The following is a 23140-nucleotide window of genomic DNA, read 5'->3' on the forward strand; positions in this document are numbered from 1 at the left end:
TATGGTACTAATTACACTCACGAAAGAGGATTTTCAGGCTTATTCTGATCAGGTTTCTTGTCGTTCTTTTATGCAGTCTGTCCAGATGGGAAATTTGCTAGAAAAAAGGGGAGCTAAAGTAACTTACCTTTCTTTAAAACAGAAAGGAGAAATTCAGGTTGCTGCTCTAGTTTATTGCTTACCGATGTTAGGTGGATTTCATATGGAAATCAGTTCTGGTCCAATCTATACTAAAAAAGAGTTTCTTTCAGAATTTTATTTTGCTTTAAAGGAATATGCAAAACAAAATGGTGCATTGGAGTTGGTTGTAAAACCTTATGAAACTTATCAAACTTTTGATAGTGAAGGTAATCCAATAGATGCTGAGAAAAAAAGTATTATTCAAAGTTTGACTGATTTAGGGTATCAATTTGATGGATTGACAACAGGTTATCCTAATGGAGAAGTCAGCTGGCATTACATCAAAGATTTGCAAGATTATGATGCTGTTTCCTTATTGAAATCTTTTAATAAAAATAGTATTCGCAACATTCAATCAGCTTTTGATTTTAATCTTCTTGTTCGAAATGCAGAACGGGAAGAAATACCAACATTCAAAAAAATTATCGAAGAAACAGGTAAAAGACAAGGTTTTGAGGATAAGAATTTAGATTACTATTTTAAACTGTATGATATGTTTGGAGATAAGGCGAATTTTCTAATTGCTGAAGTCAATATGCAACAGTCGATAGATGCTTTAAATGTGAAGATGGCTAGTCTTGACAAGAAGTCGAAACAATTTTACCAGCAATATCAAGCCTTACAAAAGAAAAAAGATTTTCTAACTAGCTTGGATAGTGACTCTGGCAATGTTGTTTTAGCTTGTGCTTTAATAATCTACACAAATACAGAGGCAACTTACTTGTTTGGGGGGTCATATGCAGAGTACCAGAAGTTTTCAGCTCCATTTTTACTTCAATATCATGCTATGAAGCAGACAATGCAACGAAACATCCATCGATACAACTTCCTAGGGATTCAAGGGATTTTTGATGGTAGTGATGGCGTTTTGCGTTTTAAACAAAATTTTAATGGTTATATTGTGCGTAAGGCTGGAACATTTCGTTATTATCCATCTCCATTGAAATATAAGTGTATTCAATTGTTAAAGAAATTATTAAGGCGTTGAGTTTGAAGAGTCAGTGTTTAGGTTTCTTTCAGCTTTCTTCAGTAAAATAGAGAATCTATCTTGAACAAGGAGAATATGATTTCAAGATAGGTTCTTATTTTTATGAAAGGTGGAGCGTCATGTTCTGGATTATTCGATTATTCTTCCGATTTCTTTTGGGAATTTGGCGTCTCTTCTGGCGTCTAGTTTGGACTGTTGTTATTCTACTTCTCATTGCTTTTGGAGTGGTTTGGTATCTGTCTGGTGATTTTCATTCTGCGGTCAATCAGGTTGAAAAAATGAGTAAGATTGGTCAAGGTGGCTGGAATCAGTGGAAGGAGACGGGAACGCTGGAGGTCTTGTCTCAGACAGACAGTCACCAACATGCAGAAGGCAAGTGGGCTCAGGCCTCAGCTCGCATCTATATTGAACCTCAAATGGATGAGACCTTCCAAGGTGCCTATGCAGAAGCTATAAAAAACTGGAATCAAACGGGAGCCTTTACCTTTGAGGTGGTTGCGAATCCTAGCCAGGCAGATATTGTGGCAAGTGAGATGAATGATGGATCGACCGCTGTAGCTGGTCAAGCCGAGAGTCAAACCAATTTGTTGACCAATCAATTTATATCTGTAACGGTTCGCCTGAATGACTATTATCTATCGAATCCAAACTATGGTTATTCTTATGAACGGATCGTGCACACGGCGGAGCACGAGCTGGGACATGCCATTGGATTGGATCATACTAACGAAACTTCTGTCATGCAGCCAGCAGGTTCCTACTATGGGATTCAGCCTCAGGATGTGACAGCTGTTCAAGAACTCTATACCAGTAGCGACTAGATGAAGTCGGTGCAACCTGAAATGAAATCAAAGCTCCTCCATCAAGCGGTGGGTGGGGCTTTTTGTTCGTCCTGTTACGGCCTTTTTGCTATAATGGAACTATGAATAACTTGATTAAATCAAAACTAGAGCTCTTGCCGACTAGTCCCGGTTGCTACATTCACAAGGATAAAAATGGCACCATTATCTATGTAGGAAAGGCTAAAAATTTGCGTAACCGCGTGCGGTCCTATTTCCGTGGGAGTCACGATACCAAGACGGAGGCTCTGGTGTCTGAGATTGTAGATTTTGAATTTATCGTCACTGAGTCCAATATTGAGGCCCTTCTGCTGGAAATCAATCTTATCAAGGAAAACAAGCCCAAGTACAATATCATGCTCAAGGATGACAAGTCTTATCCCTTCATCAAAATCACCAATGAGCGTTATCCTCGATTGATTATCACCCGTCAGGTCAAAAAGGATGGTGGTCTTTATTTTGGCCCTTATCCAGATGTGGGGGCAGCCAATGAAATCAAGAGACTATTGGACCGGATTTTTCCTTTTCGGAAATGTACCAACCCACCCTCTAAAGTCTGTTTTTATTACCATATTGGCCAATGTATGGCCCACACCATCTGTAAAAAAGATGAGGCCTATTTCAAGTCCATGGCTCAGGAGGTTTCTGACTTCTTAAAAGGACAGGATGATAAAATCATTGATGACCTCAAGGGGAAAATGGCAAAGGCGGCTCAAAGTATGGAGTTTGAACGGGCAGCGGAATACCGTGACCTGATTCAGGCCATTGGAACGCTTCGGACCAAGCAACGGGTCATGGCGAAAGATTTGCAAAATCGTGACGTCTTTGGCTACTATGTGGATAAGGGCTGGATGTGTGTTCAGGTTTTCTTTGTCCGTCAGGGAAAACTCATCGAGCGGGATGTCAATCTTTTCCCTTATTACAACGATCCGGATGAGGACTTCTTGACCTATGTGGGACAATTCTATCAAGAAAAATCTCACCTGGTTCCCAATGAGGTGCTGATTCCGCAGGATATCGATGAAGAAGCCGTCAAGGCCTTGGTGGATACCAAGATTCTCAAACCCCAGCGTGGAGAGAAAAAGCAACTGGTCAATCTAGCCATAAAAAATGCCCGTGTTAGTCTGGAGCAGAAGTTCAATCTGCTAGAAAAATCTGTTGAAAAGACCCAAGGAGCTATTGAAAATCTGGGACGCTTGCTCCAAATCCCGACCCCAGTCCGCATCGAATCCTTCGATAACTCTAATATCATGGGAACAAGTCCTGTTTCAGCTATGGTGGTCTTTGTCAATGGCAAACCAAGTAAAAAAGACTACCGAAAGTACAAGATAAAAACGGTTGTAGGTCCAGATGACTATGCCAGTATGCGTGAAGTCATTTGCAGACGTTATGGTCGAGTACAACGTGAGGGTTTAACCCCGCCAGATTTGATTGTGATCGATGGGGGACAAAGTCAGGTCAATATCGCTAAGCAGGTCATTCAAGAGGAGCTGGGCTTGGACATTCCCATTGCTGGGCTGCAAAAAAATGATAAGCACCAAACCCACGAGCTGCTCTTTGGAGATCCGCTGGAAGTAGTGGAGTTATCTCGCAATTCTCAGGAATTTTTCCTCCTCCAACGCATCCAGGATGAGGTGCACCGCTTTGCCATCACCTTCCACCGTCAACTACGCTCCAAGAATTCCTTTTCATCTCAACTGGATGGAATTGATGGTTTAGGACCTAAACGCAAGCAGAATCTTATGAAGCATTTCAAGTCTCTAACTAAAATCAAGGAAGCCAGTGTGGATGAGATTGTCGAAGTTGGGGTGCCAAGAGCAGTCGCAGAAGCTGTGCAGAGAAAGTTGAACCCTCAGGAAGAAGTGGAATTAGCTCAAGTAGCGGAAGAGAGAGTAGATTACCAAACGGAAGGAAATCATCATGAACCATAAAATCGCAATTTTATCAGATATTCATGGCAATGTGACTGCATTAGAAGCAGTGATTGCAGATGCTAAAACTCAAGGAGTCAGTGAATATTGTCTTCTGGGAGATATTTTTCTACCTGGTCCAGGTGCTCATGACTTGATTGCCTTGCTGAATGACCTTCCTATCACTGCAAGTGTTCGAGGCAATTGGGATGATTGTGTCTTAGAGGCTTTAGATGGGCAATATGGCTTAGAAGACCCACAGGAAGTCCAGCTCTTGCGTATGACGCAGTATTTGATGGAGCGAATGGATCCTGAAACGATTGTCTGGCTACGAAGCTTACCTTTGCTAGAAAAGAAAGAAGTTGACGGATTGCGCTTTTCTCTTTCTCATAATTTGCCTGATAAGAACTATGGTGGTGACTTGTTGGTTGACAATGATACGGAGAAATTTGACCAACTCCTAGATGATGAAGTTGACGTGGCAGTCTATGGTCATGTTCATAAGCAGTTGCTTCGTTATGGAAGCCAAGGGCAACAAATCATCAATCCAGGTACCATTGGTATGCCTTATTTTAATTGGGAAAAGTTAAAAAATCACCGTGCCCAGTATGCTGTAATTGAAGTTGAAGATGGGGAATTGGTCAATATCCAATTTCGTAAGGTTGCTTATGACTATGAAGCGGAATTAGAATTGGCCAAGTCTAAGGGACTTCCCTTTATCGAAATGTATGAAGAGCTACGACGAGAAGATAATTATCAGGGGCACAATCTGAAACTTTTATCTAGTTTAATCGAAAAGCACGGGTATGTAGAGGATGTGAAGAATTATTTTGATTTCTTGCAAAGTAAGAAATAAAGCGGGCAGCCCTTATTTTGAAGAGAGGTTGGTAGCCGAATTACTTAGAAAAGAGTCAGACGATGAGGAAGAAAAGATGGTTTAGCTAAAGTTTGACATTGAAATTATTTTGTTATAGAATGGACTTAATTCTTAATATAAAGGAGAACATTATGAAGAAAATTATTACAGCCAGTATGGCTCTTTTATCTGTTGTTGTTTTAGCAGCATGTTCAGGGAAAACAACGTCTGATTCTTCGGCTAAAAATTCAAGCTCTGTAGGACAAACTTCTTCTTCAGAGACTTCATCAACAACGTCTAGTTCAAAGACAGAAAATAATGAGGTTGTTTTGATTACCGATGAAGAAATTGACAATGCTAAAACTGTTGGAGATGTGAAGAAAGTCTTTGGCAAATTAGTCGACAATTATAAAAAGCATGCAGTTGAAATTGGGGAGAAAATTCCAGAGAGTGGAAAAGAAGCATATAACGCCCAAGTTGAACCAGCGCTTAAGTCTATGGAGACTGTAAGAGAGTCATTTAACGAAAGCCTTTCAAGCATTGGTTCTGATGATACAGTAGTGCCAGAACAAACTCGTACTCTATTTGTTCAACAGTTGAAAACTGGACGTGATACAATGAAGAAAGCGCTGGAAGCGGCTTATAAAGCAATTGCTCCATACACATCTGGTCAATAATATAAGAAAGTAGGTGTTCTATCACCTGCTTTTTGATTGCTTCAAATCTAAAGCGATACCTACTTAAAGAGCTTCAAATAAATAGCAGAGAGTTTGAAAGAAGTACTAACTCTATGAAAAATCCCTGCAAGCTCTTTCAAAATATGGTAGAATGGAAGCAGTAGAATTAGAAAAGGAAATCGATTATGAAATTTCTTGAATTAAATAAAAAACGTCATGCGACTAAGCGTTTCACTGATAAGCCGGTGGATCCCAAAGATGTGCGTACGGCTATCGAAATCGCAACCTTGGCCCCAAGCGCTCACAACAGCTAACCTTGGAAATTTGTGGTCGTTCGTGAGAAAAATGCTGAATTGGCAAAATTGGCTTATGGTTCGAACTTTGAGCAGGTATCATCAGCACCTGTAACCATTGCCTTGTTTACAGATACAGATCTTGACAAACGTGCTCGCAAGATTGCCCGAGTTGGTGGTGCTAATAACTTCTCTGAAGAGCAACTTCAATATTTTATGAAGAATCTGCCTGCCGAGTTTGCGCGTTACAGTGAACAACAGGTCAGCGACTATCTAGCCCTCAATGCAGGTTTGGTTGCCATGAACTTGGTTCTTGCTCTGACAGACCAAGGAATCGGTTCTAACATTATTCTTGGATTTGACAAATCAAAAGCCAATGAAGTTTTGGAGATCGAAGACCGTTTCCGTCCAGAACTCTTGATTACAGTGGGTTACACAGACGAAAAATTGGAACCAAGCTACCGCTTGCCAGTAGATGAAATCATCGAGAAAAGATAGAAGGAAGAAAAAATGACAGCAATTGATTTTACAGCAGAAGTAGAAAAACGCAAAGAAGACCTCTTGGCTGACTTGTTTAGCCTTTTGGAAATCAACTCAGAACGTGATGACAGCAAAGCCGATGCTGAGCATCCATTTGGACCTGGTCCAGTAAAAGCCTTGGAAAAATTCCTTGAAATCGCAGACCGTGACGGCTATCCAACTAAAAATGTTGATAACTACGCAGGACATTTTGAGTTTGGTGAAGGTGAAGAAGTTCTCGGAATCTTTGCTCACATGGACGTGGTGCCAGCTGGTAGCGGTTGGGACACGGACCCTTATACACCAACTATCAAAGACGGTCGCCTTTATGCGCGTGGAGCTTCAGATGACAAGGGGCCTACAACAGCTTGTTACTATGGCTTGAAAATCATCAAAGAATTGGGCCTTCCAACTTCTAAGAAAGTTCGTTTTATTGTCGGAACTGATGAAGAATCAGGTTGGGCAGACATGGACTACTATTTTGCCCATGTAGGATTAGCGAAACCAGACTTTGGTTTCTCTCCAGATGCTGAATTTCCTATCATCAATGGTGAAAAAGGGAACATCACTGAATACCTCCACTTTGCAGGTGAAAATACAGGTGCTGCTCGTCTTCACAGTTTCACGGGTGGTTTGCGTGAAAACATGGTGCCTGAATCAGCAATGGCAGTCGTTTCAGGCGACCTGGCTGACTTGCAAGCGAAACTAGATGGCTTTGTTGCAGAACACAAACTCAGAGGAGAAATTCAAGAAGAGGCTGACAAATACAAGGTGACCATCATTGGTAAATCAGCTCATGGTGCTATGCCTGCTTCAGGTGTCAATGGTGCGACCTACCTTGCCCTCTTCCTCAGTCAGTTTGACTTTGCTGGGCCTGCAAAAGACTACCTTGACATCGCTGGTAAGATTCTCTTGAATGACCATGAAGGTGAAAATCTCAAGGTTGCTCATGTAGATGAAAAGATGGGTGCCCTTTCTATGAATGCCGGTGTCTTCCGCTTTGATGAAACAAGTGCTGACAATACCATTGCCCTCAACTTCCGTTATCCAAAAGGAACAAGTCCAGAACAAATCAAGTCAATCCTTGAAAACTTGCCAGCTGCTTCTGTTAGCCTTTCTGAACACGGTCACACCCCTCACTATGTGCCAATGGAAGACCCACTTGTGCAAACTTTGTTGAATGTCTATGAAAAACAAACTGGACTTCAAGGTCATGAACAAGTCATCGGGGGTGGTACCTTCGGTCGCTTGTTAGAACGTGGGGTTGCCTACGGTGCTATGTTCCCAGACTCAATTGACACCATGCACCAAGCCAACGAATTTATCGCCTTGGACGATCTCTTCCGAGCAGCAGCAATCTATGCAGAAGCTATCTATGAATTAATCAAATAAAACGATAGAAGTCTGAGATTTTATGCTTAGACTTCTTTTTGGAGGGAAAACAGATGTCTCAAATCGAAAGAATCAAGCAAGCCATTATGGCGGATCCACAGAATACCAGCTATACAGAACGTGGAATCGAACCTCTCTTTGCGGCGCCAAAAACTGCTCGCATCAATATTGTCGGTCAGGCTCCTGGACTTAAAACACAAGAAGCTGGGATTTATTGGAAGGATAAGAGCGGCAATCGCTTGCGAGATTGGTTAGGTGTAGACGAAGAAACCTTTTACAATTCAGGTTATTTTGCAGTATTGCCCATGGATTTCTACTTTCCGGGGCATGGCAAGTCAGGTGATCTTCCACCTCGTACAGGTTTCGCAGAAAAATGGCATCCCCAACTCCTCAAGGAATGTCCCAATATTGAATTGACCCTTTTGATTGGCCAGTATGCCCAAGCCTACTATTTACATGAGAAAATTAGTGGCAAGGTAACAGAGCGGGTAAGACACTACAAAGATTATTTGCCAGAATATTTCCCCCTAGTTCACCCTTCTCCTCGTAATCAAATCTGGATGGCTAAGAATCCTTGGTTTGAGTCAGAAGTGGTGCCAGAATTGCAAGCACTGGTACAAAAGATTATTCATCAATAAAGGAGAAAAACTATGGATGCTTATCAACAAGTAGCTAATACCTTGCAAGAGTTGGGAATCACCTTTGATGTGGTGGAGCACCCACCTGTATTTACGACAGAGCAGGCGGATAGCTATATTGAAGGAATGGAAGGAGTCCGGACTAAGTCCATGTTTTTGACCAATAGGAAGAAAACCCAGTACTATCTGCTCATCATGGGTGACAAGAAACGATTGGATATGGCTGACTTTAAAGTTCAAGTGGGAGCCAATCGGATTCGCATGGCCTCATTGGACTCCTTGGCTGAGAAAATGAACCTACCAGCAGGAACGGTATCACCTTTTGGTTTGTTAAATAATGAAGAAAAAGATATTCTAGTTTATTTTGATAAGGACATTGTATCGGAGGATATCATGACTTTCCATCCCAATACCAATGAAAAAACAATCTTTATCAAGATTCAAGACTTGTTCCGATTTTTAGAGTCGATTGGATTTACCTATAAGTTTTTAACTTTGCCTTAAAGGCATCAAAAAAGGAGAAAAAGAATGAAGGAACTTTCCTTTGACGCATTTTACCAGCTTTATCAAAATGAGCAACTTTCTCTAGTGGACGTGAGAGAAGTAGAAGAGTTGGACAAAGACCAGTTGCATTATGTCATTTGTAAATCTGGGATGAGGTCAGCGCGTGCTTGTCAATTTCTAGCTGAACAGGTTTATGACGTTATCAATGTCCAAGGTGGAATGACGGCCTTTGAAAATCTTTAAAGCTATATACCGATAGACCCTAACCTTCCCTTGCTCGGTTCCAACTGAGTGAGGGATTTTGTTTTTAGATAATTCTTATTTTTAAAAATATTGAAAACATTCAATGATTAATTTTGGATACTTTTTTCAGAGTCTGAATCATGGTATACTAGGTCAGTATTTTAGAAATATGAAGGAGATTTTTATGGCTAAAAAAGGTGCCCTAACAGGCTTGCTCCTGTTTGGAATATTTTTTGGTGCGGGAAACTTGATTTTTCCACCTTCTCTAGGTGCTTTATCTGGAGAACAGTTTCTTCCTGCCATTGCAGGTTTTGTCTTTTCAGGTGTCGGTATTGCCGTCTTGACCCTTATTATTGGAACGCTAAACCCTAAAGGATACATTCACGAGATTTCTAAGAAAATCTCACCTTGGTTTGCGACGCTTTATCTTGCAGTTCTCTATCTATCGATTGGTCCCTTCTTTGCTATTCCGCGTACAGCAACAACAGCTTATGAGGTCGGAATCAGCCCCCTATTGTCTGAAGCAAACAAAGGTCTAGGATTGATTGTCTTTACCGTACTTTACTTTGCAGCAGCCTATCTGATTTCGCTCAATCCATCAAAGATTTTGGATCGAATCGGACGTATCTTAACGCCAGTTTTTGCTTTGTTGATCGTTATCTTGGTTGTACTAGGTGCCTTCAAATATGGTGGAACAAGTCCTCAAACTGCGTCAGCTGCTTATCAAGCTTCTGCCTTTGGTACAGGTTTCCTAGAAGGTTATAATACCTTGGATGCCCTTGCTTCAGTTGCCTTCAGTGTGATTGCAGTTCAAACCTTGAAGCAACTTGGATTCTCAAGTAAGAAAGAATATATTTCAACCATTTGGGTGGTTGGTATCGTTGTAGCTCTTGCCTTTAGCGCTCTTTACATCGGTTTAGGATTCCTTGGAAATCACTTCCCAGTGCCGGCAGAAGCCATGAAGGGTGGAACACCAGGTGTTTATATCTTGTCACAAGCAACTCAGGAAATCTTTGGTTCAACAGCTCAACTCTTCCTTGCTGTTATGGTAACTGTAACCTGCTTCACAACGACGGTTGGCTTGATTGTGTCGACAGCAGAGTTCTTTAACGGACGTTTCCCACAAATCAGCTACAAGGTCTATGCAACTGCCTTTACCTTGATTGGATTTGCTATTGCCAACCTTGGTCTTGATGCAATCATTAAGTATTCAGTGCCAGTACTGGTAATCTTGTACCCAATCACCATCGCCATTGTGATGATCGTGATTGTTAATAAGTTTGTCGCCCTATCAAAACCAGGTATGCAGTTAACAATGGGAGTTGTCACAGCAATTGCTCTTGCAAGCGTCCTTGGCAGTTCTTTTAAGATTGAGTTTCTAGCAAATCTCGTCAATGCTCTTCCGTTTGCAGCTGCCTCTCTACCATGGTTGGTGCCAGCTATTATTGGAATTTTGCTTTCCTTGGTTTTACCAAACAAGCAAGAAAGCGATGTTTTTGAAATGGAATAAAAAATAGAAATCACTTTTGTAAGTCAACTCTACAGGAGTGATTTTTCTTTTTTCCTCTCTACTGAAATGTGCTATAATAGGTAGCAAAAGAGGTGAAGAAATGAATCAAACTGTAAACTATATCAAAGAATTAACCGCAATTGCATCTCCAACAGGATTTACTCGTGAGATTTCAGACTATCTAGTCCATACTTTAGAAGAGCTTGGTTACCAGCCAGTTCGTACAGCCAAGGGTGGTGTCAATGTGACCATTAAAGGTCAAAACGATGATCAACAGCGCTATGTGACTGCCCATGTGGATACACTGGGTGCTATTGTTCGTGCCATCAAACCAGATGGCCGGCTCAAATTGGACCGTATCGGTGGTTTCCCTTGGAACATGATTGAGGGAGAAAACTGTACCGTTCATGTGGCTAGTACAGGTAAAAAGATATCTGGAACTATCCTCATCCACCAGACATCATGCCATGTCTACAAAGATGCTGGAACTGCTGAACGCACACAGGACAATATGGAAGTGCGTTTGGATGAAAAAGTGACCAATGAAAAAGAAACCCGTGCCTTAGGCATCGAGGTTGGTGACTTCATCAGCTTTGACCCACGAACTGTTGTGACAGAGACTGGTTTCATCAAGTCTCGCCATTTGGACGACAAGGTCAGCGCAGCAATTCTGCTCAATCTTCTTCGTGTTTATAAGGAAGAGGGAATTGAGTTGCCAGTAACAACTCATTTTGCCTTTTCAGTCTTTGAAGAGGTTGGCCATGGTGCCAACTCCAATATTCCAGCTCAGGTGGTAGAATATCTGGCTGTGGATATGGGAGCTATGGGAGATGACCAGCAAACGGATGAGTACACAGTATCTATCTGTGTCAAGGACGCTTCAGGTCCCTATCACTATGACTTCCGTCAACATTTAGTGGCTTTGGCAAAGGAGCAAGATATTCCATTTAAGCTTGACATTTATCCATTTTACGGTTCGGATGCTTCCGCAGCTATGTCAGCAGGAGCAGAGGTCAAACATGCCCTCCTGGGAGCTGGTATTGAGTCCAGTCACTCTTACGAACGAACACACATTGATTCAGTCGTGGCGACAGAGCGTATAGTTGATGCTTATCTCAAGAGTGGGTTGGTAGACTGAAGGGGAGATAAAGTATTATGTATGAAATACTGAAACAATTAGCAACGCCTGCCATAATAACAGGGCTAATTTCGGGTTTGTATGCTTATTTCCAAAAGAAAAAAGAAGAATATCGTGAATACGTGTATAAAAATAAACAAGAAAACTTTAAAGAACTAGTTGTTTATGCCGATGAACTGGTAGATAAAGGAATTACTAATCCAGATTTAGAAAAACTACTTTTTAAAATTTCTCAAAAAATTAACCCATATGGACGAAAAATAAAAACCTTTGGTAAATATCAGTGGATAGAAGATGATGGATATGTATGGTATCAAATAGAAATTATAGAGAAAAAACTTGCTTTTCAAATACTTCAAATAAAAGATTTGAAAGAACTAGCTCATCGGATACAAATTTCTAAACGATTACTAGATATAAAAGTAGAAAAAAATATTCCGCTCATAAGTTCAGCTAAAATATGGTTTTATTTATTGCAGTATGCGATGTTATTACTTCAGCTATTTCTCATTTACTCTGTGTATAATCGTTTTATCGAACAACCTACTGTATTCCCTCCGTTGTTTGCTTGTTTCTTGATTCTGGTAGTAAGTTTAATTTTTTTACTCCCAGAATTGAGTGTTAATGAAAGCGATGATAAAAAATCTGAAATATTCTTTGTAGTCCTCCTTTACTTTATTGTAGCAGTTGATGCTGTAACAGCGTATTATTCGTATAATTCGCCTAATAATGTTTTTATTGCTCCTCTTGTTGGAATAGTCTCGCTTTTTCTAATTGTTGGTGAAGTAATTTTAAAAGCTATCATTTTCGGGGAAAGTGAAATTGGTAAAGTATCTACAATTTATATCGAAGAATATAGAAAACTACAGGGACCTAACTTAAGTGAGAGACGCTTTAGAAATTATTTTAAAGTTATTCCATTTTTAAATAAGATTAAAAATTTATTTCACAAATATATTATTCCACTCTTTAATAAGATTAAGAATTTATTTCATAAAGATAAGAGGGAGGGGAATGATGACCTATAAACACCGACTCTTTGACCTTGACTATCCCCTTCTCAACTTTGAAACATTTGAGGATTGGAGGGCAGTCTGACATCAGATATTCAAGGGATAAATCAATCAGGGATTGACAGTAAGTGGTTTAACCCCTACATACTTCAGAATACAAGCACCGCTATCCCAAGTTGTCAGATTCAAGATTGAAGATATTAGAATTAAAAGGAGAGACTCATGTGCTTGATTTGTCAAAGAATTGAATGGATCAAGGCAGGGGAAAATCCCTACTTTGTAAAAGAACTAGAAACAGGCTATGTTGTTATTGGAGACCACCAATACTTTAAGGGCTATACCTTATTTCTGGCAAAAGAGCATGTCACAGAACTTCACCATATGGAGACTTCTGAAAAACTTCGTTTTCTAGAGGAAATGAGTTTGGTCCAAGAAGCTGTTGCCAAAACGTTTAAAGCTGAAAAGATGAATATTGAACTCCTAGGAAATGGCGATGCCCATCTTCATTGGCATCTGTTTCCTAGACGAACAGGTGACATGAATGGTCACGGTCTCAATGGACGTGGTCCAGTCTGGTGGGTTCCTTTTGAAGAAATGACAGCAGAAACCTGCCAAGCAAAACCGGATGAGATTAAAAAGTTAGTCAAACGTTTATCGTCAGAAGTAGACAAATTATTGGAAATAAAGGAGTAGAAATGAAAAAAAGATACCTTGTCTTGACAGCCTTGCTAGCCTTGAGTCTAGCAGCTTGTTCACAAGAAAAAGCAAAAAATGAAGATGGCTCAGTTAAGACAGAGCAAACAGCTAAAGCTGATGGAACAGTAGGAAGTAAGGCTCAAGGAGCTGCCCAGAAAAAAGCAGAAGTGGTTAACAAAGGAGACTACTACAGCATCCAAGGGAAATACGATGAAATCATCGTAGCCAATAAACACTACCCATTGTCAAAAGACTACAATCCAGGGGAAAATCCAACAGCCAAGGCTGAGTTGGTCAAACTCATTAAAGCTATGCAAGAGGCAGGATTCCCGATTAGTGATCATTACAGTGGTTTTAGAAGTTATGAAACTCAGACCAAGCTCTATCAAGATTATGTCAACCAAGATGGGAAGGCAGCAGCTGACCGTTATTCTGCTCGACCTGGCTATAGCGAACACCAGACAGGTTTAGCCTTTGATGTGATTGGGACAAATGGTGATTTAGTAACAGAAGAAAAAGCAGCCCAATGGCTCTTGGATCATGCAGCTGATTATGGCTTTGTTGTCCGTTATCTCAAAGGCAAGGAAAAGGAAACAGGCTATATGGCTGAGGAATGGCATCTTCGATATGTCGGAAAAGAAGCAAAAGAAATTGCTGAGAGTGGTCTCAGTTTGGAAGAATACTACGGCTTTGAAGGCGGAGATTACGTCGATTAATACTCTTCGAAAATCTCTTCAAACCACGTCAGCGTCGCCTTACCGTATGTGTAGGATACTGACTACGTCAGTTCCATCTACAACCTCAAAACAGTGTTTTGAGCAACCTGCGGCTAGCTTCCTAGTTTGCTCTTTGATTTTCATTGAGTATAAAAAACTTTTCTCTTGCAATTCTAGATAAATAGTGTATAATAGATAAGTATGTGTAAAGCATACTTGTGGGAGGTAAAAATCTCTAATTACCGCCAAAACCACAAAGGAGGATTTAAAAATGGCTAAAAAAGTCGAAAAACTTGTAAAATTGCAAATCCCTGCTGGTAAAGCTACACCAGCTCCACCGGTTGGACCTGCTCTTGGTCAAGCTGGTATCAACATCATGGGATTCACAAAAGAGTTCAACGCTCGTACAGCTGACCAAGCTGGTATGATCATTCCAGTTGTTATCTCAGTTTACGAAGATAAATCATTTACTTTCATCACTAAAACACCACCAGCTGCTGTTCTTTTGAAAAAAGCTGCAGGTGTTGAAAAAGGATCAGGTACACCTAACAAAACTAAAGTTGCTACAGTTACTCGTGCACAAGTACAAGAAATTGCAGAAACTAAGATGCCAGATTTGAACGCAGCAAACATTGAGTCTGCAATGCGTATGATCGAAGGTACTGCTCGTTCTATGGGATTCACTGTTGTTGACTAATCAATAACACCCCAATATAACCCGCAAGACTTCATCATTTCGAGAAGTGACGTGGGAGATGAAAATCGATTGAACCACTTACAAGGAGAATAGAAAATGGCTAAAAAAAGCAAACAACTTCGTGCTGCTCTTGAGAAAATCGACAGTACAAAAGCATACAGCGTAGAAGAAGCTGTAGCACTTGCAAAAGAAACTAACTTTGCAAAATTTGACGCAACTGTAGAAGTTGCTTACAACTTGAACATCGACGTTAAAAAAGCTGATCAACAAATCCGTGGAGCAATGGTATTGCCAAACGGTACTGGTAAAACTTCACGCGTTCTTGTTTTCGCACGTGGTGCAAAAGCTGAAGAAGCAAAAGCTGCTGGTGCAGACTTTGTTGGTGAAGATGACCTTGTTGCTAAAATCAACGACGGTTGGTTGGACTTCGACGTAGTTATCGCTACACCTGACATGATGGCTCTTGTTGGACGTCTTGGACGTGTCCTTGGACCACGTAACTTGATGCCAAACCCTAAAACTGGTACTGTAACAATGGATGTTGCTAAAGCAGTTGAAGAGTCTAAAGGTGGTAAAATCACTTACCGTGCTGACCGTGCAGGTAACGTTCAAGCAATCATCGGTAAAGTATCATTTGAAGCTGAAAAATTGGTTGAAAACTTTAAAGCTTTCAACGAAACAATCCAAAAAGCAAAACCAGCTACAGCTAAAGGAACTTACGTAACAAACTTGACTATCACAACTACTCAAGGTGTTGGTATCAAGGTTGACGTGAACTCACTTTAATCAACTAGAATCTCTGGCTTCGGTCAGAGTTTTTTTATTCAAATTTATCAACAAAGGATTGGAGGAAATAAAAGTGTTGAGAGAAGCTGTACAGGAGGATTTATTTGAGTTATTAAATCTCTACCTGTCCTTACATGAGAAAGAAATCCCAGAAGATAGTCTTCATTTGCAGCAAGTATGGAGTGAGATGATTTCTGACCAACGCCATCATGTTATCGTGAAGGAGGTGGAAGGAAGAATAGTCTCCTCCTGTATTTGTGTCATTATTCCCAACTTGACAAGAGGTGTGAGACCCTATGCTTTGATAGAAAATGTGGTGACCCGAGAAGAAGATAGAGGGAAAGGGTATGCAAGCGCTTGTCTTGAATATGCTAAACAAATAGCTAAAGAGGAAAATTGTTATAAGATGATGCTCCTGACAGGTTCTAAAAATACAAGCACCCAGGATTTTTATAAAGGAGCTGGTTATAATAGTAAGGATAAAACAGCCTATATTCAGTGGTTGGATTAAAACTTGAATCTTAAATAGTCAGGACGAAATCATGGATTAGCAAATAAAAATCTTCTATTTCTTCTTTCACGGAAAATATGGTATAATAGAGAGTAAAAAACTTTGAAAGAAAGAAAAAGATGAATTTAAAAGATTACATTGCAACAATTGAAAATTATCCGAAGGAAGGTATTACTTTCCGTGATATAAGTCCTTTGATGGCTGATGGAAATGCTTATAGCTATGCTGTTCGTGAAATCGTTCAATATGCTACTGACAAGAAAATTGATATGATCGTAGGGCCCGAAGCTCGTGGTTTTATCGTGGGTTGTCCAGTTGCCTTTGAGTTGGGAATTGGTTTTGCGCCTGTTCGTAAGCCAGGTAAATTACCACGCGAAGTTATTTCTGCTGACTATGAAAAAGAGTATGGTGTTGATACCTTGACTATGCACGCGGATGCCATCAAGCCAGGTCAACGTGTTCTCATCGTAGATGATCTTTTGGCAACAGGTGGAACTGTCAAGGCAACCATTGAAATGATTGAAAGACTTGGCGGAGTTGTAGCCGGTTGTGCTTTCTTGATTGAACTTGATGAACTTAAAGGCCGTGAAAAAATCGGAGATTACGATTACAAGGTACTTATGCATTATTAATGAAAAACAGTCCTTGGGGCTGTTTTCTCTTCATCTGCTATATAAACAAACTATAGCTAGTTAGAGAAAAACTATAATTGAAAACTATATCTTCTTGCAGTATAATAAAAGGACTAAGTGTTTGAGATTTGACTTCAAACACATTCAATTATTTCTAAAAGAGTACAGTTAGGAGAAGGTTATGCCGATTAGAATTGATAAAAAATTGCCAGCTGTTGAGATTTTACGGACAGAGAATATCTTTGTCATGGATGATCAACGTGCGGCCCACCAAGATATCCGTCCCTTGAAAATTTTGATTTTAAACCTAATGCCCAAAAAAGTGGTCACAGAGACCCAGTTGTTACGGCATTTAGCAAATACTCCTTTGCAATTGGACATAGACTTTCTCTATATGGAGAGCCACCGTTCCAAGACGACTCGTGCAGAGCATATGGAGACTTTTTATAAAACTTTTCTTGAAGTCAAGGACGAGTATTTTGATGGGATGATTATCACAGGGGCTCCGATTGAGCATTTACCATTTGAGGAAGTGGACTATTGGGAGGAATTCAGTCAGGTGCTTGAGTGGTCCAAGACCCATGTCTATTCGACCCTTCATATCTGCTGGGGTGCCCAAGCAGGTCTTTATGCTCGCTATGGAGTTGATAAACACCAGATGGAGCAGAAATTGTCAGGCATTTACCCGCAGGATACCTTGAAAGAGGGCCATCTTCTCTTTCGTGGTTTTGATGATAGCTATGTAGCTCCCCATTCTCGTTATACAGAAATCTATAAGGAAGAGATATTAGGAAAAACCAATCTGGAAATCCTCTCTGAGGGAGAACAAGTCGGCGTTTCTATTTTAGCCAGTCGGGATCTTCGTGAGATTTATAGTTTTGGTCATTTAGAATATGACCGTGATACTCTAGCAAAAGAGTATTTTCGTGATTGTGAGGCAGGACTTAATCCTCATATTCCAGAAAATTACTTCAAAAATGATGATGTGAATGAGACACCGTGTCTCTGTTGGTCTTCATCAGCTGCCCTCTTTTTCAGTAACTGGGTTAACTATGCTGTCTATCAGGAAACTCCTTTTGACTGGAAAAAGGTAGAGGACGATGCGGCTTCATTTGGATATTTATAAGAGGAATTATGACATATTTTGACGCTTTTAAATCAGGGAACTTGGTTTTGCCAAGTGCCCTACTCTTGCATTTTAAGGAACTCTTTCCTTCCAGTGATGATTTTCTCGTCTGGCAATTTTTCTATCTACAAAATACATCTGCTTTGGATGAGTTGTCGCCAAGCCAAATCGCTGAAATTATTGGCAAAGAGTTAGCAGATGTCAACCAATCCATTTCAAACTTGACTGAAAATGGGCTACTACAATATCGAACCATTGAACTAAATGGGGAGATTGAGCTCATTTTTGATGCTAGTTTAGCCTTTGAACGCTTGGATAGCTTGTTGGACAGCCAGACTCCAGCTACAACTACCCCAAACCCGCAAAATCAATTGAAGGATCTGGTTGAGACTTTTCAGCAGGAATTAGGACGCTTGCTAACGCCGTTTGAAATCGAAGATCTTTCCAAGACTGTCAAAGAAGACGGGATCAAGGCGGATTTGATCAAAGAAGCTCTTCGAGAAGCCGTTCTAAATGGCAAACCAAACTGGAAATATATTCAGGCAATTCTACGGAACTGGCGCCATGAAGGCATTCAATCTGTTGCCCAAGTAGAGGCCAAACGAGCAGATCGGGAGGCTAACAATCCTAAACAAGTTCAGGCTTCGGCTGATTTCCTCGATGCCATGAATTTATGGCAAGAGTAGTAGCTTGAAAAATCTTGAAAATTAGAGTAAGGTTTGCAAGCTCCTTATAAATATGATAAAATAATAGAAAATAAAATGAAAAAAGAGGTATGTGAAATGTCACGTAAACCATTTATCGCTGGTAACTGGAAAATGAACAAAAATCCAGAAGAAGCAAAAGCATTCGTTGAAGCCGTTGCCTCAAAACTTCCTTCATCAGACCTTGTTGAAGCTGGTATCGCAGCTCCAGCTCTTGATTTGACAGCTGTTCTTGCTGCTGCTAAAGGTTCAAACCTTAAAGTTGCTGCTCAAAACTGCTACTTTGAAAATGCAGGTGCTTTCACTGGTGAAACTAGCCCACAAGTTTTGAAAGAAATCGGTACAGACTACGTTGTGATCGGTCACTCAGAACGCCGTGACTACTTCCATGAAACTGACGAAGATATCAATAAAAAAGCAAAAGCAATCTTTGCAAACGGTATGCTTCCAATCATCTGTTGTGGTGAGTCACTTGAAACTTACGAAGCTGGTAAAGCAGCTGAATTCGTAGGTGCTCAAGTATCTGCTGCTTTGGCTGGCTTGACTGCTGAGCAAGTTGCTGCATCTGTTATCGCTTATGAGCCAATCTGGGCTATCGGTACTGGTAAATCAGCTTCACAAGACGACGCACAAAAAATGTGTAAAGTTGTTCGTGACGTTGTAGCTGCTGACTTCGGTCAAGAAGTTGCTGACAAAGTACGCGTTCAATACGGTGGTTCAGTTAAACCTGAAAACGTTGCTTCATACATGGCTTGCCCAGACGTTGACGGTGCCCTTGTTGGTGGTGCGTCACTTGAAGCTGAAAGCTTCTTGGCATTGCTTGATTTTGTAAAATAATCTAAGTTTTTCCAGACAGTCAGTCAAAAGTACTAGGTGACTTTGACTGCCTGTCTTGTTTTTACTTGGAGCATTCTTGTGAAAAGGAATTTTTCCGACTAGGAAAGTTCCTTAGGGAAGGAAAGGCGTGCGGATGCGCGCTCTTTTCTGTATCAAAAGGTTATGAAAGGGGGAGTTATGCTCTATATTTGGTCTTATTTGAAAAAATATCCCAAGTGGTTATTCTTGGATTTCTTTGGAGCGGTTTTCTTTGTTATCGTCAATCTTGGACTACCGACTGTTCTAGCTCGGATGATTGATGAAGGTGTGAACAAAGGAAATGAGCATCAATTGTATGTTTGGGCCGCAATCATGCTGCTGATTATCCTATGTGGAACCTTGGGGCGTATAGTCTTAGCCTATGCTGCTAGTAACTTGACGACCCATATGGTCAAGGATATGAGGGATGATCTCTATGCCAAATTACAAGAGTATTCTCATAATGAATATGAAAAGATAGGAGTGTCTTCACTGGTTACTCGCATTACCAGTGATGCCTTTGTTCTCATGCAGTTTGCAGAACAGACCTTAAAACTGGGTGTCATCACTCCCATGATGATGCTGTCTAGTATTTTAATGATCTTTTTAACCAGCCCGTCATTAGCCTGGATAGTAGCTTTTGCAGTACCTTTCTTGGCTGTGGTGGTTATTTATGTGGCTGTCAAGACTCGCCCTTTGTCAGAGAAACAGCAGGCTACCTTAGATAAGATCAATCAATATGCTAGAGAAAATCTGATGGGGCTTCGTGTCATTCGCGCCTTTGCCCGTGAGGAATTTCAGGAGGAACGCTTTGCAGGACAAAATGCAGTCTATGCAGCCAATTCCAATCGTCTGTTTAAACTAACCGGTTTGACGGAACCTTTGTTTGTTCAGATTATCATTGCCATGATTGTAGCTATTGTCTGGTTTGCTCTGGACCCTATCAAACAAGGTTCCCTGCAAATTGGAGACTTGGTAGCCTTTATCGAATATAGCTTCCACGCCCTCTTGTCCTTCCTTTTCCTATCTAATCTCTTCACCATGTATCCTCGTACAGCGGTTTCGAGTGAACGCTTGAAAGAAGTCATGGATATGCCGATTTCTATTGATCCCAATGAAGGAGGCGTCAGAGAGACAGCAACCCACGGCTATTTGGAATTTGAAAATGTCACCTTTGCCTATCCTGGTGAGACGGAAAATCCTGTTTTGCACAACATTTCGTTCAGCGCTAAACCGGGTGAAACCATTGCCTTTATCGGATCGACCGGATCGGGCAAGTCCTCTCTTGTGCAATTAATTCCTCGTTTTTACGATGTCACACTTGGAAAAATTAAAGTAGATGGTGTTGATGTGAGGGATTACCGCCTCAAGTCTCTCCGTCAAAAGATTGGTTTTATCCCGCAGAAGGCCTTGCTTTTTACAGGAACTATCGCTGAAAATATCCGCTATGGGAAGGAAGATGCTAGTCACAAAGATTTACATCAGGCAGCGGATGTGGCGCAAGCCAAAGATTTTATCGAAAGCCGAGAAGAAGGCTTTGCGACCCATCTAGCTGAAGGTGGAAGCAATCTTTCTGGAGGACAGAAACAACGTCTCTCAATTGCCCGAGCGGTTATAAAGAATCCTGATATCTATATTTTTGACGATTCCTTCTCAGCCTTGGATTATCGCACGGATGCTATTTTACGCCGTCGTCTCAAGGAAGTCACACAGAATGCAACGGTTTTAATTGTTGCTCAACGTGTCGGAACCATCATGGATGCTGACCAGATCATCGTTCTTGATAAGGGAGAGATCGTGGGTCGCGGTCGCCATGAGGAATTAATGGAAACCAATGATATCTATCGTGAGATTGCTGAGTCGCAGTTGAAAAATGCATCGCTAACAGAAGAATAGGAGGAAATATGAAAACACAATCTAGTTTGGCTCGTTTGTGGAGCTATTTGAAAGCCTACCGTTTTTCTGTCTTTTTTGCGGTTTTTCTAAAAGTTTTGAGTGTGGTCATGAGTGTCTTGGAGCCTTTTGTATTGGGGCTAGCCATTACGGAGTTGACAAAGAATCTCTTAGATATGGCTAAGGGCCTTTCAGGTGCTAGTATCAATACAGCCTACATCGGAACTGTTTTAATCATTTACCTCTTTAGAGGGCTCTTGTATGAACTTGGGTCTTATTATTCCAACTATTTCATGACCAATGCGGTCCAGTCCATGACCCAAGATCTGCGAAATGAAATGACTGAAAAAATCAATCGTATCCCAGTATCTTTCTTTGACAAACACCAATTTGGTGATTTATTGGGACGCTTTACCAGTGACGTTGAGACAGTGTCCAACGCTCTTCAACAGTCTTTCCTCCAAATTGTCAATGCTGTTCTGACGATTGTCCTTGTCATGGGAATGGTTTTATACTTGAACTTTCAACTGGCTATAGTGGTGATTCTATCCATTCCAGTGACCTATTTTGGTGCTAGAAGCATCCTGAAACGTTCTCAGCCTTATTTTAAAGAGCAGGCGGCTATTTTAGGACGGATGAATGGTTATGTGCAGGAAAATCTCACAGGTTTTAATGTTTTGAAACTCTATGGTCGTGAGGAAACTTCGCATAAAGAATTTTCTGAGATTACGGACGACCTCCAACGTGTTGGCTTTAAAGCCAGCTTTATCTCTGGGCTCATGATGCCAGCTCTTCATGCCGTATCAGACTTGACCTATCTGATCGTTGCAGTTCTTGGTGGTTTGCAGGTTATTGCGGGCCGTTTGACAGTGGGGAATATGCAGGCCTTTGTTCAGTATGTTTGGCAGGTTAGCCAGCCTATCCAAAACATCACACAACTTGCAGGTCAAATGCAAAGTGCCAAGTCTTCGCTCGATCGTATCTTCGACATTTTGGATGAGACAGAGGAAGCCGAGGGAGAAGAGCACGAAATCCTTGAACCCTTAACAGGTCAGGTAACCTTTAAGCAGGTTGATTTCCAGTATGTCGAAAACAAACCATTGATTCGAAACTTTAATCTAGAAGTTCAACCAGGAGAGATGGTAGCGATTGTTGGTCCGACTGGAGCTGGTAAGACAACTTTGATTAATCTACTCATGCGTTTTTATGATGTTACAGCAGGTGCAATCTTAGTTGATGGGCAGGATATTCGCCAGTTGTCACGACAGGACTACCGTCGTCAGTTTGGGATGGTCTTGCAGGATGCTTGGCTCTACGAAGGTACTATCAAAGAAAACCTACGTTTTGGAAATCTTGACGCCAGTGATGAGGAAATAATAGAAGCTGCCAAAGCAGCAAATGTAGACCACTTTATTCGAACTCTTCCTGGTGGTTACAACATGGAGATGAACCAAGAGTCAAGCAATATTTCCCTCGGGCAGAAACAACTCTTGACCATTGCGCGTGCTCTCCTAGCCAATCCTAAAATTCTCATTTTGGATGAAGCGACTTCCTCTGTTGACACCCGTTTGGAACTCTTGATTCAAAAAGCCATGAAACGGTTGATGAAGGGAAGAACCAGCTTTGTCATCGCCCACCGTCTCTCGACCATTCAAGAAGCAGACAAGATTCTCGTTCTTAAGGATGGACAGATTATTGAGCAGGGAAACCATGAAAGCTTGCTCCAAGAAAAAGGCTTTTATTATGATTTGTACCAAAGCCAATTTTCAAGCAAATCCAATCAAGTCAGCTAATAAACTAAAGCTAGATTTTTCTTAAATTATC

23 protein-coding genes and 1 pseudogene are annotated in these 23140 nt (G+C 40.9%); all 24 read left to right on the forward strand.

All coding sequences use genetic code 11. The features are described from left to right. Position 1 precedes the first annotated feature (1 nt). The 24 genes and pseudogenes from D8802_RS03525 to D8802_RS03640 all read left to right on the forward strand — a co-directional run bounded on the left by D8802_RS03525 (position 2) and on the right by D8802_RS03640 (position 23109). Positions 2 to 1168, forward strand: coding sequence for an aminoacyltransferase (locus D8802_RS03525; RefSeq protein ID WP_125394798.1), 1167 nt, complete (start codon positions 2 to 4; stop codon positions 1166 to 1168). Between the two features lie 119 nt (positions 1169 to 1287). Further along, positions 1288 to 1989, forward strand: a complete 702-nt coding sequence (locus tag D8802_RS03530) for a M57 family metalloprotease (RefSeq protein ID WP_125394799.1) — start codon at positions 1288 to 1290, stop codon at positions 1987 to 1989. Positions 1990 to 2090: 101 nt separating this feature from the next. After that, positions 2091 to 3938 (forward strand): excinuclease ABC subunit UvrC, encoded by a 1848-nt coding sequence (gene uvrC / locus D8802_RS03535; RefSeq protein WP_125394800.1) that lies wholly within the window; start codon positions 2091 to 2093, stop codon positions 3936 to 3938. After that, the gene (locus tag D8802_RS03540) at positions 3928 to 4773 is read left to right on the forward strand and encodes a metallophosphoesterase family protein (protein WP_125394801.1); all 846 of its coding nucleotides are present in this window, start codon (positions 3928 to 3930) and stop codon (positions 4771 to 4773) included. Before uvrC ends, D8802_RS03540 begins: the two co-directional genes overlap by 11 nt. Before the next feature lie 152 nt (positions 4774 to 4925). Then, positions 4926 to 5450 (forward strand): hypothetical protein, encoded by a 525-nt coding sequence (locus D8802_RS03545; protein WP_125394802.1) that lies wholly within the window; start codon positions 4926 to 4928, stop codon positions 5448 to 5450. Between the two features lie 185 nt (positions 5451 to 5635). After that, positions 5636 to 6241 (forward strand): annotated as a pseudogene (locus D8802_RS03550) (nitroreductase family protein). Between the two features lie 12 nt (positions 6242 to 6253). Beyond that, positions 6254 to 7654, forward strand: coding sequence for a dipeptidase PepV (gene pepV, locus D8802_RS03555; RefSeq protein WP_125394803.1), 1401 nt, complete (start codon positions 6254 to 6256; stop codon positions 7652 to 7654). A 53-nt stretch (positions 7655 to 7707) separates the two neighbouring features. Continuing rightward, on the forward strand, positions 7708 to 8292 hold the full coding sequence (locus tag D8802_RS03560) for a uracil-DNA glycosylase family protein (RefSeq protein WP_125394804.1): 585 nt from the start codon (positions 7708 to 7710) through the stop codon (positions 8290 to 8292). Positions 8293 to 8304: 12 nt separating this feature from the next. After that, positions 8305 to 8796: a prolyl-tRNA synthetase associated domain-containing protein gene (locus tag D8802_RS03565; protein ID WP_125394805.1), complete on the forward strand. Its 492-nt coding sequence runs from the start codon at positions 8305 to 8307 to the stop codon at positions 8794 to 8796. Positions 8797 to 8820: 24 nt separating this feature from the next. Further along, positions 8821 to 9039 (forward strand): rhodanese-like domain-containing protein, encoded by a 219-nt coding sequence (locus D8802_RS03570; protein ID WP_125394806.1) that lies wholly within the window; start codon positions 8821 to 8823, stop codon positions 9037 to 9039. Between the two features lie 184 nt (positions 9040 to 9223). After that, positions 9224 to 10549, forward strand: coding sequence for a branched-chain amino acid transport system II carrier protein (brnQ, locus tag D8802_RS03575; RefSeq protein ID WP_185758189.1), 1326 nt, complete (start codon positions 9224 to 9226; stop codon positions 10547 to 10549). A gap of 100 nt (positions 10550 to 10649) precedes the next feature. Then, a complete protein-coding gene (locus D8802_RS03580; RefSeq protein WP_125394808.1) occupies positions 10650 to 11687 on the forward strand; it encodes a M42 family metallopeptidase in 1038 nt (345 codons plus the stop codon). Between the two features lie 17 nt (positions 11688 to 11704). Next, positions 11705 to 12715, forward strand: coding sequence for a hypothetical protein (locus tag D8802_RS03585; protein ID WP_125394809.1), 1011 nt, complete (start codon positions 11705 to 11707; stop codon positions 12713 to 12715). A gap of 207 nt (positions 12716 to 12922) precedes the next feature. Then, positions 12923 to 13393: an HIT family protein gene (locus D8802_RS03590; protein ID WP_125394810.1), complete on the forward strand. Its 471-nt coding sequence runs from the start codon at positions 12923 to 12925 to the stop codon at positions 13391 to 13393. A 2-nt stretch (positions 13394 to 13395) separates the two neighbouring features. Continuing rightward, a complete protein-coding gene (gene ldcB / locus D8802_RS03595) occupies positions 13396 to 14112 on the forward strand; it encodes an LD-carboxypeptidase LdcB/DacB (RefSeq protein WP_125394811.1) in 717 nt (238 codons plus the stop codon). Between the two features lie 271 nt (positions 14113 to 14383). Then, positions 14384 to 14809 (forward strand): 50S ribosomal protein L11, encoded by a 426-nt coding sequence (rplK, locus tag D8802_RS03600; protein ID WP_001085806.1) that lies wholly within the window; start codon positions 14384 to 14386, stop codon positions 14807 to 14809. A gap of 96 nt (positions 14810 to 14905) precedes the next feature. Continuing rightward, positions 14906 to 15595, forward strand: coding sequence for a 50S ribosomal protein L1 (rplA, locus tag D8802_RS03605; RefSeq protein ID WP_001085675.1), 690 nt, complete (start codon positions 14906 to 14908; stop codon positions 15593 to 15595). A gap of 73 nt (positions 15596 to 15668) precedes the next feature. Next, positions 15669 to 16106: a GNAT family N-acetyltransferase gene (locus tag D8802_RS03610; protein ID WP_125394855.1), complete on the forward strand. Its 438-nt coding sequence runs from the start codon at positions 15669 to 15671 to the stop codon at positions 16104 to 16106. A gap of 119 nt (positions 16107 to 16225) precedes the next feature. Beyond that, positions 16226 to 16738 carry an adenine phosphoribosyltransferase gene (locus D8802_RS03615; protein ID WP_061421256.1) on the forward strand — a complete coding sequence of 171 codons (513 nt, stop codon included), beginning with the start codon at positions 16226 to 16228 and terminating at the stop codon, positions 16736 to 16738. A gap of 181 nt (positions 16739 to 16919) precedes the next feature. Further along, positions 16920 to 17864 (forward strand): homoserine O-acetyltransferase MetA, encoded by a 945-nt coding sequence (gene metA, locus D8802_RS03620; protein ID WP_125394812.1) that lies wholly within the window; start codon positions 16920 to 16922, stop codon positions 17862 to 17864. Between the two features lie 8 nt (positions 17865 to 17872). After that, positions 17873 to 18550, forward strand: a complete 678-nt coding sequence (locus tag D8802_RS03625) for a DnaD domain-containing protein (protein WP_125394813.1) — start codon at positions 17873 to 17875, stop codon at positions 18548 to 18550. Between the two features lie 96 nt (positions 18551 to 18646). Continuing rightward, positions 18647 to 19405: a triose-phosphate isomerase gene (gene tpiA, locus D8802_RS03630; protein ID WP_000087891.1), complete on the forward strand. Its 759-nt coding sequence runs from the start codon at positions 18647 to 18649 to the stop codon at positions 19403 to 19405. A 177-nt stretch (positions 19406 to 19582) separates the two neighbouring features. After that, positions 19583 to 21319, forward strand: a complete 1737-nt coding sequence (locus tag D8802_RS03635) for an ABC transporter ATP-binding protein (RefSeq protein ID WP_125394814.1) — start codon at positions 19583 to 19585, stop codon at positions 21317 to 21319. An 8-nt stretch (positions 21320 to 21327) separates the two neighbouring features. Next, positions 21328 to 23109, forward strand: a complete 1782-nt coding sequence (locus D8802_RS03640; protein WP_125394815.1) for an ABC transporter ATP-binding protein — start codon at positions 21328 to 21330, stop codon at positions 23107 to 23109. Positions 23110 to 23140: the final 31 nt, after the last annotated feature.

Origin of the sequence: Streptococcus oralis (assembly GCF_003943395.1) — a bacterium.
Taxonomy (GTDB): domain Bacteria; phylum Bacillota; class Bacilli; order Lactobacillales; family Streptococcaceae; genus Streptococcus; species Streptococcus oralis_BF.

Excerpts from the sequence above, each read along its gene's own strand:
- tpiA (WP_000087891.1), top strand. The coding sequence starts at position 18,647 with ATGTCACGTAAACCATTTATCGCTGGTAACTGGAAAATGAACAAAAAT.
- pepV (WP_125394803.1), top strand. The coding sequence starts at position 6,254 with ATGACAGCAATTGATTTTACAGCAGAAGTAGAAAAACGCAAAGAAGAC.
- D8802_RS03625 (WP_125394813.1), top strand. The coding sequence starts at position 17,873 with ATGACATATTTTGACGCTTTTAAATCAGGGAACTTGGTTTTGCCAAGT.
- D8802_RS03525 (WP_125394798.1), top strand. The coding sequence starts at position 2 with ATGGTACTAATTACACTCACGAAAGAGGATTTTCAGGCTTATTCTGAT.
- D8802_RS03590 (WP_125394810.1), top strand. The coding sequence starts at position 12,923 with ATGTGCTTGATTTGTCAAAGAATTGAATGGATCAAGGCAGGGGAAAAT.
- rplA (WP_001085675.1), top strand. The coding sequence starts at position 14,906 with ATGGCTAAAAAAAGCAAACAACTTCGTGCTGCTCTTGAGAAAATCGAC.
- D8802_RS03540 (WP_125394801.1), top strand. The coding sequence starts at position 3,928 with ATGAACCATAAAATCGCAATTTTATCAGATATTCATGGCAATGTGACT.
- D8802_RS03615 (WP_061421256.1), top strand. The coding sequence starts at position 16,226 with ATGAATTTAAAAGATTACATTGCAACAATTGAAAATTATCCGAAGGAA.
- uvrC (WP_125394800.1), top strand. The coding sequence starts at position 2,091 with ATGAATAACTTGATTAAATCAAAACTAGAGCTCTTGCCGACTAGTCCC.
- D8802_RS03585 (WP_125394809.1), top strand. The coding sequence starts at position 11,705 with ATGTATGAAATACTGAAACAATTAGCAACGCCTGCCATAATAACAGGG.
- D8802_RS03545 (WP_125394802.1), top strand. The coding sequence starts at position 4,926 with ATGAAGAAAATTATTACAGCCAGTATGGCTCTTTTATCTGTTGTTGTT.
- rplK (WP_001085806.1), top strand. The coding sequence starts at position 14,384 with ATGGCTAAAAAAGTCGAAAAACTTGTAAAATTGCAAATCCCTGCTGGT.
- metA (WP_125394812.1), top strand. The coding sequence starts at position 16,920 with ATGCCGATTAGAATTGATAAAAAATTGCCAGCTGTTGAGATTTTACGG.
- D8802_RS03560 (WP_125394804.1), top strand. The coding sequence starts at position 7,708 with ATGTCTCAAATCGAAAGAATCAAGCAAGCCATTATGGCGGATCCACAG.
- D8802_RS03580 (WP_125394808.1), top strand. The coding sequence starts at position 10,650 with ATGAATCAAACTGTAAACTATATCAAAGAATTAACCGCAATTGCATCT.
- brnQ (WP_185758189.1), top strand. The coding sequence starts at position 9,224 with ATGGCTAAAAAAGGTGCCCTAACAGGCTTGCTCCTGTTTGGAATATTT.
- D8802_RS03565 (WP_125394805.1), top strand. The coding sequence starts at position 8,305 with ATGGATGCTTATCAACAAGTAGCTAATACCTTGCAAGAGTTGGGAATC.
- ldcB (WP_125394811.1), top strand. The coding sequence starts at position 13,396 with ATGAAAAAAAGATACCTTGTCTTGACAGCCTTGCTAGCCTTGAGTCTA.
- D8802_RS03570 (WP_125394806.1), top strand. The coding sequence starts at position 8,821 with ATGAAGGAACTTTCCTTTGACGCATTTTACCAGCTTTATCAAAATGAG.
- D8802_RS03635 (WP_125394814.1), top strand. The coding sequence starts at position 19,583 with ATGCTCTATATTTGGTCTTATTTGAAAAAATATCCCAAGTGGTTATTC.
- D8802_RS03530 (WP_125394799.1), top strand. The coding sequence starts at position 1,288 with ATGTTCTGGATTATTCGATTATTCTTCCGATTTCTTTTGGGAATTTGG.
- D8802_RS03640 (WP_125394815.1), top strand. The coding sequence starts at position 21,328 with ATGAAAACACAATCTAGTTTGGCTCGTTTGTGGAGCTATTTGAAAGCC.